We start from the raw sequence: 13,135 nt of genomic DNA, 5'->3' as shown, positions 1-13,135 counted from the left end.
GCGCCGGTTCACGCTCAGAAGGTGTAGCGCGCGCGGGCGAACACCGTCCTCGGTGCACCGGCGTTGCCGGCTTCCTGCGCCGACAGGTCGTCGGCGATGTAGTACTTGTTCGTCAGGTTGTTCACCCCGGCCTGCAGTGTGAGCGAAGGATTGACGCGATAGGCCACGGCGACGTTGAGCAGCAGGTAGCCGGGCAGCTTCTGCGGATTGACCGCATTGTCGCGGAGGTAGCGGCTGCCGACGTAGCTCGCGGTGCCGGTCACGGCCCAGGCGCCGTGCGCATAGGTCAGGCCCGCACCCGCGATGTTGTGGGCCGACATGCGCACGCGGTAGCCGCCGAAGTTGGTGCTGCGCGCGCCGCTGTCGGTGTAGGTCTGGAAGTCCTTGAGCCGCGCGTCCTGCCAGGTGTAGTGCAGGTAGCCGTTCCAGCGCGGCGTGAGCTGGAACTGCAACTGCGTTTCGATGCCCTTGGTGCGCGAGGTCGCGTTGCTGAAGACGAAGGAGTCGGGGCCGTTGCGGTAGGAGCGCTGGCCGTCGATCTTCTCGGCCTCGAACAGGCTGAGCTGGTAGCTCCAGCGGTCGTCCGCCGCGCGTCCCTTCAGGCCGACTTCCTTGCTGCGCGTGATCTCGGGCCGCAGGATGTCGGGCACGATCACGCCGCCGCGCGTGTTGAGCGCCACCGCCTGCGGCCGGAAGCCTTCGCTCCAGTTCGCGAACACGGCGTGCGAGGAGGCATCGCCCTGCAGGAACAGCCAGTCCACGCCGGCGCGCGGGCTGGTGTGGCTGCCTTGCTGCGCCGAGATCACCTGCGTGCCCGTGCGGCCCAGCGTCTGCTCGAAGCGGTCGTGGCGCACGCCCAGCGTGAAGCCGACCGGGCCGTACTCGAAGCGGTCCTGCAGGTAGACGCTGCGCACCTCCTGGTCGAAGCGCGAGGAGGTGATGCTGCCGCGCACGCCGCGCGGATCGTTGCGCACGTTGCTCACGGGGATGTCGTAGAACGGCCCGCGGTAGGTGGGCGCGTTGCTGAAGCTCGGCGAGTCGAGGCCCTGCCAGCCGCGCTCGAGGTTGAAGCCGGCCTGGAACTCGTTGCTCCAGCCCTTGCCCGCCATCAGGTGCGTGGCCGCGAGCTCGTGGTAGACGCCGCGGTCGGCGGTGTAGCTCTCGGAATAGCCCTTGCTCACGGCCGCGGACGGCGGAACGATGGTGATGCCGCCGGCGAAGAAGCGGTTGTAGCGCGCGAAGCTGCTCAGGTGGTTGATCGACCAGCCGGCGCCGAGCTCGAAGCGGTTCTTCCACGAGAACGACTGGTAGTCGCCCGTGACGTAGGAGTCGGGAATGCCGTAGTTGTCGCGCGATGTGATGCCGAAGATCGGCTTGCCGTTGACCAGCGGCACGATCGAGCCGCGGTCGCCGCGCACGCGCGTGTCGTAGAGCTGGAAGCCGGTGGTCCAGTGGCGCGTGACGGCGAAGTCGCCGCCGACCAGCACGGCCGACTGTGCGCGGCCGGCATCGCGCTGAAAGCCGTTGTAGTCGCTGTTGGCCACGCCCACGTAGAGATTGCCGCGCTCGAAGTCCCAGCGGTAGCGCAGGCTGCCGTCGAGGCGGCCGTAGCTGCCGATGGTGGCCGTGAGGCTGCCGCCCGCGCGCTCGGGCTTCATGAAGAACTGCGCCACGCCGCCGATCGCGTTCTTGCCATAGAGCGCCGAGGCCGGGCCCTTGATGAATTCGAGCCGGTCGACCAGGTCGGGCGCGATCAGCGTGATGTCGGCATTGCCCTGCAGCAGGCGCAGCGGCACGCCGTCCATCAGCACCAGCACGTCCTGCGTGTCGCGCAGGCCGCGGGTCTCGAAGCGCGAGTAGTAGTTGCCCTGCGTGCCGTACTGCAGGCCCGGCACGCTGCGCAGCGTGTCCTCGAGCGTGACGGCGCCCACCGCGTCGAGCTGCGCGCGTTCGACCGAATAGGTGGCGAAGGGCAGCCGCAGCGTGTCGGCCTCCTGGCGCGTGGCGGTGGAGATGGTCTTGCGGTCGCTGACGGTGGTGGGCGGCAGCGAGCCCTCGGCGTCCTGCGCCGAGGCGACCGAGGCGAGCAGCATGACGCCGGATCCGATGAGGGCTTGGTGGGGTCTGACGCGGCCGCGCCGGGAGAAGTTGCGCACGAGGGTTTCCTTCGGGCCCGCGCTCCCGCGGGCCATGAGAACAACCGGACGCCGAGGGGACCCGCCAGCGACCGGCCCCGCGCCCATGCGTGACCGATACGGCTTGCCTGCACTCCCGCAGCGACCGAACGAGGCGAAGGCCGGTATCCGGGCTTGCGGAGCGCAGCGGTGCATCGGGAGATGCGCCGTTGCCGCGATCCTCGCCTTCCCATGCCGGGGCACAGTGGCTGCGATGCCCGCGAGGGCATCGACCGTGAGGACCGCGAATCCGCCGACCGTTGCGGGGGCAGCGCAGGACTGGGGTCCGGAGGACCCGTCACCTGCTTCCCGTTTAACGCCGGTCCTGCAACCGGCGCACCTTCGCGCGCGCCGGCTTGGGTGATGCTTTCGTTTGCATCGGCCGGCGGGGCGAGATTATAGGAGCGGCTTGCGCGCCGTCGGGCGCGAGAAAGCTCAGGGCGCGGGCGCGGGAACCTGGGGCAGCCGCACGGTGAACACCACGTAGCCGTCGACATGCGCATAGCCGATGCTGCCGCGGTGCGAGCGCACGATGGCTTGCGCGATGTGCAGCCCCAGGCCCAGTCCGCCCTTGTTGCGCTCGTTGGGCACGCTGCGCTGCTTGAAGGCGCTGAACAAGTCGGGCACCAGCGCGGCGTCGATCGGCGGTGCGCGGTTGGCCACGCTGAACACCACGTGCGCGTCGACCTGTTCGAGCCGCAGGTGCACCGCCTCGCCGGGCAGGCCGTGGTGGCGCGCATTGCTCACCAGGTTGCCGACCAGCTGCGCCATGCGGTCGGGGTCGGCCAGCACGGGCAGCGTCTTGGGTGCCTCGAGCTCGAGCTGCGAACCGGGGTAGGCGGTGCGCGACTCGTCGACCGCGTCCTCCAGCAGCCGCGCCAGGTCGATCTGCACCGGCACCATCTGCAGGCCCATGCCGCTTTGCAGCCGCGAGGCATCGAGCACCTGGCCGATCAGCCGCGCCATGCGGCTGCTCGAGGTCTGGATGCGCTGGCCCAGCCGCGCGCCGGCGTTGCTGCCGTCGGGCAGGCTGCGTTCGAGCAGCTTGGCGGCCATCGTGATCGACTGCAGCGGGTCGCGCAGGTCGTGGCCCAGCACGGCCAGCAGCTCGGTGCGGGCCTTGTAGGTGTCGGCCAGCCGCGCCGCGCTGGCGCGGATCAGCTCGTCGCGCAGCTGGCGCGCGAAGTCGAGATCGTTGGCGCCCCAGGGCACGCTGGTGTCGCGCACCGTCTGTTTCCAGACGTCGAAGGAGCCGCGCGGCGTGAGCCGGGGCCCGAGCGGGCCGCTCACGTAGTGCTTCTCGGGCTTGCCGCCCCAGTTGATGGTCTCGATCTGTTCCTTGCGCGCGAGCACCAGCCAGCCGTTGTCGATCGCGTCGAAGCGCAGCGCGAGAAAGCCGCACCACACGCCGGCCAGCGAGCGCAGGTTCTCGGGCAGTTGCTCGCGCGTGTGCAGCGCCACGATCTGGTCGCCGTTCGTCGAGGCGGTGAGCCACTGCATCAGCGCCGCCGCGGCCTCGCGGGGCATGTCGCCGTCCACGTGCAGCCGCGACTGCTCGGCGATGACCGCCGCCTGCGCGTCGAAGGCGTCGGCCAGCGGGCGCGCCAGGCCGATCAGCGCGCTGAAGGTGTCCTCGGCATGCAGCACCGCCTCGATCAGCGAGCCGCGCAGCTGCGCGGCGCTCGAGGCCCGGCCCGCCTGCTCGCGCGCCAGCAGGCTCTGCACGTTCGAGGCCAGCACCTGCGCGAGCACGTCGCAGGCCATGCGGATGGCGTAGGGCACCTGGTGGGCGCTGCGGTGGTGGCAGGCCAGCATGCCCCAGAGCTGACCGTTGATGACGATCGAGATGCTCATCGACGCGCCCACGCCCATGTTGCGCAGGTACTCGATGTGGATCGGCGACACGCTGCGCAGCGTGCAGTGGCTCATGTCCAGCGGCGGCAGCTGCGGGTCGGCCACGTCGAGCCCGACCGGCGTCGACTGCACGTCGGCGATCAGGCGCAGGGTGTTGATCACGTAGAGCCGGCGCGCCTGCGCCGGGATGTCGCTGGCCGGATAGCGACGGCCCACGAAGGGCTCGAGCGCCTCGTGGCGACGCTCGGCCACCACCTCGCCGCTGTCGTCGTGGCGAAAGCGGTAGGCCATCACGCGGTCGAAGCCCGTGAGCTGCCGCACGACTTCCACCGAGAGATTGAGCAGGCCGTCGATCGAGCCCTGGCGCTTGAGCCGGTCCATCGCGCGGTGCGCCTTGAGCGCGAAGTCCGACACCGCGTCCGCCGTGGCGTCGCGGGCCTCGAACTCGGCCACCAGCTCGTAGCCGATGCGGTGCAGGATCAGGTCGAAGCGGCGCTCGCCGAGACTCACCTCGAGGTTGATCGGCGACCCCTCGTCGGTATCGACCGCCACCCCGTTGGCCTCGTGCAGCGCCTCGTGCACCAGCGCGTCGCCCATGAAATGGTCGGCCGCAAGGCGCTCGCCCAGGGCGGGCGCCGTGTCGCCGAGCAGCTCGCGGGCGTTCGCGCTGACGCGCGTCAGCGTGAGGGTCGAGGCATCGAACGCGAACAGCGCGCCGTGGGGCTGCACGAGGCCAGGGATGTGGATGGGCTCGCTGTCGCAGTTGGCCAGCGTGACGGGCTGCGTGGACGTGGAGTGGGGCGGCCGTTCCAAGGGGCGGTGGGCGTCTTGCGCGTGAGTGAGGTGAGGGAGCCACGGACCGCGCCGGGCGCGGGGAGGGGACATGGCATTTTGCCTGAGGCCGGGCGGGCGCCGGTCGGGCTTTACCGTGGGGCGCGGGCGGGTTCCGGGGCGAAAATGGCGCCGGGCCTCGCGAGCAGGCCCGCACTTCCTGAAAGACAACCTGCATGCAATCTGCCGACGCGGCGACCTTCGACGAGGCCTACTACCGGCGCTACTACTTCGACAAGAAAACGAAGGTGGTCGACCCGCAGCACGCCGAGCGCCTCGCGGCCTTCGTCTGTTCGTACCTCAAGTACCTGCGCGTGCCCGTGCGGCGCGTGCTCGACATGGGCTGCGGCATCGGCCACTGGCGCGATGCCATCGCGTTGCATTTTCCGAAGGCCAGCTACCACGGCGTCGAGTTCAGCGAGTACCTGTGCGAGCGCTACGGCTGGGAGCGGGGCTCGGTGGTCGACTATCGCGCGAGGGAGCGCTTCGACCTCGTGATCTGCCAGGGCGTGCTGGCCTACCTCGAACCCTCCGACCTCAAGCGCGCGCTGCGCAACCTGGGGTCGCTCAGCGCCGGCGCGCTCTACCTCGAGGCCGTGACGCAGGAGGACTTCGAGCAGGACGTGGTCGACGAGGACCTCAGCGACCCGCGCCTGTTCCGCCACCGCGCGCAGGTGTACCGGCGCGGGCTGACGCGCGGCTTCAAGGAAATGGGCGGCGGCGTGTGGCTGAGCCGCCAGGCGGAGGTGCCGACCTTCGCGCTGGAGTGCGCCGACGCCTGACCCGTGGCGCGCCCGCTCAGGGCTCGGCGAAGAACTGGCTCGGCGTCTGCCCGAAGTGCTTGCGGAACATGGTCGCGAAGGCCCCGGGACTGTCGTAGCCCAGGCGCAGGGCGATGTCGATGATCTTCTCGCCGTCGGCCAGCAGCTCCAGCGCGCGCAGCAGCCGGGCCTGCTGGCGCCACTGGCCGAAGGTCATGCCGGTCTCCTTCGTGAACAGGCGCTGGATGGTCTTCACGTCGAGCGACAGCCGCCCGGCCCAGTCGGCCAGGGTGGAGGCATCTTCCAGATGCTGTTGCAGCCGTTCGCAGATGCGCAACAGCCGTGGGTCGGCGGGCATCTGCAGGTGCAGCGGCAGCACGGGCAGGCTGCGCAGCTCGTCGAGAATGAAGCGCATCAGCCGACCGTCGCGGGTGCCGGGCGCATAGGGCTGCTTCACTTCCATCGCCGCGCGGATCAGCTCGCGCAGCAGCGGCGGAATGCCCACGGCCTGGGTCGCGGTCAAGGTCTTCGGCGCCACCTCGGGCTTCACCAGCAGGCTGCGCATGTGGACCTCGCCGACGCAGCGGATCTCGTGCGCCATGCCCGCGGCCATCCAGATGGCGCGCGTGGGCGGCACCACCCAGCGGCCGGCCTCGGCCTGCACCACCATCACGCCGCGCAGGGCATAGATCAGCTGGTGCTTGGTGTGCTGGTGCGACCGGATGTGCCAGCCGGCGGGGTAGTCCGTGGCGCGACCCGCGATCGGCGAGGACTCGCCCTCGATCTCGCGCAGCACCTCGGGCAATGACTTGGGACGGCGCGGGAGGTTCATGTCCTTTTTGCGAAAGGTGTTGGTCGGTTGGCGCAAGACAGGCGAGGCGCATCCTCCCATAATTCCGGGGCGCCGGCGGCCCGTTCCTCCCGAACTCGCGCCCCTCGTGCCGGCCGGTCCCGTCTCCCCCGTGTGAAAGTCCCCATGCCGCCCTCCGCGACCGCTTCCCTCGAATCCCAGGCCACGCCCGCTGGCGCCGCCGCCAGTCCCGCGAAGGCCAAGCCGGCCTTCGGCATCCTGGGCGCCATCAGCAGCGCGCACATGGTCAACGACATGATGCAGTCGTTGATCCTCGCGATGTACCCGATCCTCAAGGGCGCGTTCTCGCTGAGCTTCGCGCAGATCGGCCTGATCACGCTGACCTACCAGCTGACGGCCTCGCTGCTGCAGCCGCTGATCGGCCTGTTCACCGACCGGCGTCCGCAGCCCTACTCGCTGCCGATCGGCATGACGGCCACGCTCATCGGCCTGCTGCTGCTGGCCTTCGCGCCCAGCTTCGGCATCGTGCTGCTGGCCGCGGCCTTCGTGGGGCTCGGCTCGTCGATCTTCCATCCGGAGTCCTCGCGCATCGCGCGGCTCGCCTCGGGCGGCCAGCACGGGCTCGCGCAGTCGGTGTTCCAGGTCGGCGGCAACCTCGGCACGGCGATCGGGCCGCTGCTCGCGGCGGCGGTCATCGTGCCCTTCGGCCAGCACAGCGTGGCCTGGTTCGGCCTGGCCGCGCTGCTGGGCATCGGCCTGCTGCTGCAGGTGAGCCGCTGGTATGCCTTCCATCACGTCACGGCCGGCGCGCGCAAGAAGGCCGCGGTCGAGTCGCCCTATCCACGCCGCGTGGTGCTGGGCGCCATCACGGTGCTGCTGGTGCTGATCTTCTCGAAGTACTTCTACGTGGCGGGCATCAGCAGCTTCTACACCTTCTACCTGATGGACCGCTTCGGCCTCACGGTGCAGAGCGCGCAGCTGCACCTGTTCTTCTTCCTGTTCGCCTCGGCCGTCGGCACGGTGCTCGGCGGGCCGGTCGGCGACCGCATCGGCCGCAAGCCGGTGATCTGGGTGTCGATCCTGGGCGTGGCGCCGTTCGCGCTGCTGCTGCCGCACGCGGACCTGTTCTGGACCACCACGCTGACCATCGTGATCGGGCTGGTGCTGTCCTCGGCCTTCTCGGCCATCCTCGTCTACTCGCAGGAGCTGATGCCGGGCAAGGTCGGCATGGTCTCGGGGCTGTTCTTCGGCTTCGCCTTCGGCATGGGCGGCCTGGGCGCCGCGGTGCTGGGCCTGCTGGCCGACCACACCAGCATCGCCTTCGTCTACCAGGCGATCGCCTACCTGCCGCTGCTCGGCGTGGTCGCGGCGCTGTTGCCCGGAAAATCGCGCAAGTCCTAGCTCCCCCTTGTCCGCCGCATGCCCTCCACCCGAACCTTTCGCGGCGCCGATGCGCTGATCGAATGCCTGCGCGCGGCCCGCGTCGCGCGCATCTTCACCCTCTCGGGCAACCACGTCATGCCGGTGTTCGACGCGGCCTTCGGCTCGGTCATCGAACTCGTGCACGTGCGCCACGAGGCCAGCACCGTGCACATGGCCGATGCCTGGTCGCGAGTGTCGGGCGAGGTCGGCATCGCGCTCGTCACCGGCGGTCCCGGCCATGCGAACGCCGTGGCCGCGCTCTACACCGCGTATATGGCCGAGGCGCCGGTGGTGCTGCTGTCGGGCCATGCGCCCAACGAGCAGCTGGGCCAGGGCGCGTTCCAGGAGATGCGCCAGGCCGACATGGCCGAGCCGGTCTGCAAGGCCGCGTGGCGCTGCGCCAGTGCCGACGCGGTGGCGGGCGATGTCGCCAAGGCCATCCGTATCGCGAAGTCGGGGCGGCCCGGCCCGGTGCACCTGAGCCTGCCGAGCGACGTGCTCGAGGGCGCGGCCACCGTGCCCGCTTTCGGCCCGGAAGCCTTCGCGCCCGAGCCGCGGCTGCTCGACCCGGCGCTCGCGACCGAGCTGGCCCGGCAGCTCGCCGAGGCCGAGCGTCCGCTGATCCTCGCGGGCCCCTCCTGCCTCACGCGCGATGGGCGCGCGCTGATCGCCGCGCTGGAGCAGGCCACGGGCGTGCCGGTCGCCGGCATGGAGAGCCCGCGCGGCATCGGCGATGCGAGCCTCGGCGCCTTCGCGCAGCTGCTGGCGCGCGCGGACTGCGTGCTGCTGCTGGGCAAGCGGCTGGACTTCACGCTGAAGTTCGGCGCCGCGTTGGCTGCCGATGCACGGGTCCACCAGATCGATCCCGATGCCGATGAACTCGCGCGCAGCCGCCGTGCCCTCGGCGAGCGCCTGCGCACCGAAGCGCAGGCCGATGCCTGGCCGGCGATGCGGGCGCTGACAGCGGCCGCGGCTGGCGCCAGGGATCCGTCGTGGCTGCGGGAAGCGCATGCATGGCTGGCCTACCGCCCCGCCGCCTGGGACGACGCGCGCGCCTCGCTGCCGCAGCGCCTGCATCCGGTGCAGATGCTGCGGCCGCTGCAAGCGCTGCTCGACAGCCATCCCGAGTCGGTGCTGGTCTGCGATGGCGGCGAGATCGGCCAGTGGGCAATGGCCTGCCTGAGCGCGCCGCACCGCGTCAACAACGGGGTGGCGGGCGCGATTGGCGCGGGACTCGCCTATGCGCTCGGCGCGCGCTGCGCGCAGCCCGAGGCGCCGGTGATCGCCGTCATGGGCGACGGCACCGTGGGCTTCCACATCGCCGAGTTCGACACCGCCATCCGGCACCGCCTGCCCTTCGTGGCCGTGGTGGGCAACGATGCGCGCTGGAACGCCGAATACCAGATCCAGCTGCGCGACTACGGGCCCGAGCGGCTGATCGGCTGCGAGCTGCAGCCCACGCGCTACGACGCGGTGGCGCAGGCCTTCGGCGCGCACGGCGAACTCGTCACCGAGGCCGATGCACTGCCCGACGCGGCACGGCGCGCGCTCGCCAGCGGCAAGCCCGCCTGCCTCAACGTGATGATCGAGGGATTGCCCGCGCCGCAGATCCGGCGCGAGGCTTGAGGCGTCGCGGGCCACGGGCGCCCGAAGTCATTCGATTGGCGCCGCAGGGATAGTGCGGTCCATTCCAGCGCGATCAAGAATTTCACCGCCTCTGGAAGAAGGCGTGGTCCCCGCTCCGGCTCAGGCGTGGGGTCTTGTGAATTCGAACCGATCACGTTGGAGACACATCTTGACCAAGACAGAGAACCTCGCGCGGTGCATCCGCTCGCTGCTCGTGGCGCTGGCCTGCGGCGCACTCGCCTCGTGGGCCCAGGCGGCCAACGACATTTCCAACACCCTCGTGCGCACCTGCTCGAACCAGCTCGATGGTTCGCAGTACGGCGACGCCGTGCTCGACGGCTTTCGCGGCAGCCGCTTTCCCTCGCCGAAGACCGGCGGCTTCAAGGTCACGTCCGTCCAGCAGGTCTGGCTCGCGCTGCCGGCCTACTGCCTGGTCAAGGGCACGATCCAGCCCACCTCGCCCGGCGGCGTCGACCCGGCCGTGAAGGACCCGAGCTACCGTGTGCGTGACATCAACTACCAGATCTACATCCCGGCGCAGTGGAACGGGAAGTTCGTGCAGCTCGGCGGCGGCGGCTTCGCCTGGAAGTCCGACGTGGTCGCCGCGGGCACGCAGACCAGCCAGCAGTTCGCGCTGCCGCTGCAGGGCATGGCGCTGGCCAACTATGCCGTGGTGCTCAGCGACGCGGGTGCCGACGGCTCGAACGGCGCCTTCGATCCCGACTTCGTGCGCCCGGGCCGCAAGCTCTCCGATGTCGCGAAGCAGGAGATGGTGAAGAACTTCGGGCAGGACTCGATCAAGAAATCGCTCGACGTCGGCCTGTACCTGCTGAAGAAGCTCACCGGCGCGGCGCCCACCGACACCTACTTCGTCGGCATCTCCACCGGCGGCCGCCAGGCGCTCAAGGCCATCGCCAACTGGCCCGACGCCTACGACGGCATCGTGGCGGGTGCGCCGCCGGTCGACGAGACCAACCTGCTGAAGACCCTGCAGGTGCCCGACACCGTCAACGACTGGACGACCAACTGGGCCAGCGCCTCGGCCATGCTCACCAGCCTGTTCGGCCAGGACGTGTCGCCCCAGACCCTGAGCGACGGCCTGGGCGCGACCTCACGCTACCTGGCCGACGTCGCGATCGAATCGGGCGCCGACTACGACGGCTACCACCGGCTGCTCGACCAGCTGGCCCCGGTGTGGAACGTGCGGCCCGACGAGCTCGTGCCCTTCCTGCGGATGTCGGCGCGGCAGAAGCGGGACGGCGGCAAGGGCAAAAAGATCGTGATCTACCAGGGCACCTCCGACTTCCTCGTGCCCTGCACGCAGGCCGGCGAATTCGTCAGGCAGCTGAACGGCCTGCCCGCGGGCGGACAGGTCGCGGCCGGCGACATCCGCAACACCGTGCGCGCCTATTTCGTCGAGGACTACAGCCACGGCTTCTACAACACGAATGCCGTGCTCAAGCGGCTCGGCCTCACGCCCCTGCAGCTGAACTGGAACGCGCTGGCCGATCTCGACCGCTGGGTGCACGACGACCAGGCGCGGGGTGGCGCGCCTTCGCTGGCGCGCAATGCTTCGGGGGAGATTCCGACGGCGCGGGATTTGATTGCTTGGAGGTGTGTCGCGGCGCCCTGAGGGGCGACACCGGTCGGGCACAGCGCTCAGCACCGTGGCGGCGCGAGCGCCTCGAACTCCGACTGGATGCGGCAGGCGAGATTCACGAGCGCCGCGCTGCGCCGCAGCAGCAACTGCCCGGCGTCGTTCAGGCGCACTTCGCGCGTGGTCCGGGGGGCTGGACAGCGCGCTTGTTCAGGCCTCGGGCACGGTCGTCCCGCACGGATCGGCAAGCTTTGTGGATGTTCCTTAATTTCGTCAAATAGTAGAAAATAACGAAAAAAAGGAACATACTGCGGACACCGTGCGCCAGGACACCCACGCTCAACGAATTCTCGATCTGCTCCGGCGCAAGGGGATGCTCCGCGCCAGCGATCTGGACGCCACCAATACGCCCCGTGTGGCGCTGACGCGCATGACGGATGCAGGCCTGCTGGAGAAGGTGGGACGCGGTCTCTACCGCCTGCCCGAACCGGGAGGCTCCGAACATGAGAGCCTTGCGGCGATCGCCACCAAGGTTCCCCAGGCCGTGTTCTGCCTGCTCACCGCCCTGCAGTTCCATGAGCTCACCACGCAGCTGCCGCGCCAGGTCTGGATCGCAATGCCGCGCGGCAGCCATGTCCCGAGGATCGCCTACCCGCCGCTCAAGATGGTCCAGGTTTCCGGCGAAGCCTATTCGGCGGGCATCGAGGTAGTCGAGCGAGACCAGGTGCCACTGCGTGTCTACGGCGTGGCCAAGACCGTGGTGGATTGCTTCAAGCACCGCAACAAGATCGGCCTGGATGTGGCGCTCGAAGCCCTTCGAGATGCGCGGGCCCAGCGCAAGGCGTCGGCGGACGAGCTTTGGCACTACGCGAGGATCTGCCGCGTCGCCAATGTGATGCGTCCCTACCTGGAGGCCATCGAGTGAGCAAGGACTTGTCGGCCTCCGTGCGAGCGCGCCTGCTCAACATCGCCAAGGCCCAGGGCGTCGACTTCAACCAGGTGCTGGTGCGCTTCGCCCTGGAACGCATGCTCTACCGCCTTGGCGAGTCGGTGCATGCCGATCGCTTCGTGCTCAAGGGCGCGCTGCTGTTCACGCTTTGGTACGACATGCCGCACCGCGCGACGCGCGATGCCGATCTGCTCGGTTTCGGTGCCAGCGATCTGGCGTCCATGGCCCAGGCCTTCCGTGATATCGCGAGCGTGCGGGTGGACGATGGCATCAGCTTCGATCCGGCTTCGATCAGGGTCTCGGAGATTCGCAAAGATGCCGGCTATGCCGGGGCGCGGGTCTTGATCGATGCCGACGTGGCGCGCGCTCGCTGCAAGACGCAGATCGACGTCGGCTTTGGCGACGCCATCACGCCAGGACCCGCCGATGCGATCTATCCCGTCCTCATCGCCGATCTGCCGGCGCCTCGCCTTCGCACTTATCCGGCCTATACCGTTGTTTCCGAGAAGCTTCATGCGATCGTCGTGCTGGGCATGACCAACAGTCGTCTCAAGGACTACCTGGACCTGATGGTCTTGCTGGAGCGCGAGGACCTGGATGACGACATGTTGGCCAATGCCATTGCCGCGACGTTCATGCGGCGCGGCATGGCGGTGCCAAGGTCGTTGCCGGTGGGCTTGAGCGATGAGTACGCAAATGATCCATCCCGACAGGCGCTATGGCACGCGTTCCTCAAGAAAAACGACATGCCATCGCGCCCCTTGGTCGACGTGGTCGTGCTGCTGCGCGGCCGGCTCGGGCCGGACATGCGAAAAGCTGGATCGCTTCACGCTCCTTGAGCAGGGGCACGTGCCGGTCAGCTTCCACCCCGCGGCGGCGCCAGCGTCCGAGTTCGGTCATGTACTTACTGAACGAGTCTTTGGATAACTATGTCGCGCAGCGCGCGCGTGAGCTTGCCGGGGCGCGCCGCGATGTCGCTTTTGCGGTGCGTCACTTTTTTGCTGCACAAGTCATGCTGCGGTGGTTTTCGCCATCCTTGGCAATCTGTCACATGGACTGCTCGCGCAGCTTGAGTCATGGCTAAGACCTGAACGCCTGGTCGCGAGCACC

Annotated in this window: 10 protein-coding genes and 1 riboswitch; of the genes, 7 read left to right on the top strand and 3 right to left on the bottom strand. The window is 69.3% G+C overall.

Annotation, left to right across the window (positions count from 1 at the left end; genetic code table 11):
* Positions 1-14: 14 nt before the first annotated feature.
* Positions 15-2,192 (bottom strand): TonB-dependent receptor, encoded by a 2,178-nt coding sequence (locus tag INQ48_34150; GenBank protein QRF62569.1) that lies wholly within the window; start codon positions 2,190-2,192, stop codon positions 15-17.
* A 99-nt stretch (positions 2,193-2,291) separates the two neighbouring features.
* Positions 2,292-2,518, bottom strand: a riboswitch (cobalamin riboswitch).
* 91 nt (positions 2,519-2,609) lie between these two features.
* Positions 2,610-4,913 carry a GAF domain-containing protein gene (locus tag INQ48_34145; protein QRF62568.1) on the bottom strand — a complete coding sequence of 768 codons (2,304 nt, stop codon included), beginning with the start codon at positions 4,911-4,913 and terminating at the stop codon, positions 2,610-2,612.
* Positions 4,914-5,035: 122 nt separating this feature from the next.
* Between INQ48_34145 and INQ48_34140 the strand changes: the two genes are divergently transcribed.
* On the top strand, positions 5,036-5,641 hold the full coding sequence (locus INQ48_34140; GenBank protein ID QRF62567.1) for a class I SAM-dependent methyltransferase: 606 nt from the start codon (positions 5,036-5,038) through the stop codon (positions 5,639-5,641).
* A 16-nt stretch (positions 5,642-5,657) separates the two neighbouring features.
* Here the strand turns inward: INQ48_34140 and INQ48_34135 are convergent, their stop codons facing one another.
* A complete protein-coding gene (locus INQ48_34135) occupies positions 5,658-6,452 on the bottom strand; it encodes a helix-turn-helix transcriptional regulator (protein ID QRF62566.1) in 795 nt (264 codons plus the stop codon).
* A gap of 144 nt (positions 6,453-6,596) precedes the next feature.
* On the opposite strand from INQ48_34135, the gene INQ48_34130 reads away from it, so the two are divergent.
* The 6 genes from INQ48_34130 (at position 6,597) to INQ48_34105 (ending at position 13,109) form a co-directional block, all read left to right on the top strand.
* The gene (locus INQ48_34130) at positions 6,597-7,832 is read left to right on the top strand and encodes an MFS transporter (protein QRF62565.1); all 1,236 of its coding nucleotides are present in this window, start codon (positions 6,597-6,599) and stop codon (positions 7,830-7,832) included.
* Between the two features lie 18 nt (positions 7,833-7,850).
* Complete coding sequence (locus tag INQ48_34125) at positions 7,851-9,479, top strand: thiamine pyrophosphate-binding protein (protein ID QRF62564.1); 1,629 nt, start codon at positions 7,851-7,853, stop codon at positions 9,477-9,479.
* Between the two features lie 169 nt (positions 9,480-9,648).
* Positions 9,649-11,112, top strand: a complete 1,464-nt coding sequence (locus INQ48_34120; GenBank protein QRF62563.1) for a tannase/feruloyl esterase family alpha/beta hydrolase — start codon at positions 9,649-9,651, stop codon at positions 11,110-11,112.
* 283 nt (positions 11,113-11,395) lie between these two features.
* On the top strand, positions 11,396-12,001 hold the full coding sequence (locus INQ48_34115) for a type IV toxin-antitoxin system AbiEi family antitoxin domain-containing protein (protein QRF62562.1): 606 nt from the start codon (positions 11,396-11,398) through the stop codon (positions 11,999-12,001).
* The gene (locus tag INQ48_34110; protein QRF62561.1) at positions 11,998-12,864 is read left to right on the top strand and encodes a nucleotidyl transferase AbiEii/AbiGii toxin family protein; all 867 of its coding nucleotides are present in this window, start codon (positions 11,998-12,000) and stop codon (positions 12,862-12,864) included. The genes INQ48_34115 and INQ48_34110 overlap by 4 nt, the downstream gene beginning before the upstream one ends.
* 59 nt (positions 12,865-12,923) lie before the next feature.
* A complete protein-coding gene (locus INQ48_34105; protein ID QRF62560.1) occupies positions 12,924-13,109 on the top strand; it encodes a hypothetical protein in 186 nt (61 codons plus the stop codon).
* Positions 13,110-13,135 lie beyond the last annotated feature (26 nt).

Origin of the sequence: Variovorax paradoxus (genome assembly GCA_016806145.1) — a bacterium.
Classification (GTDB): Bacteria; Pseudomonadota; Gammaproteobacteria; order Burkholderiales; family Burkholderiaceae_C; genus Variovorax.
Note: the sequence above shows the minus strand (reverse complement) of the source record. Positions and strands in the feature narration are given on the sequence as shown.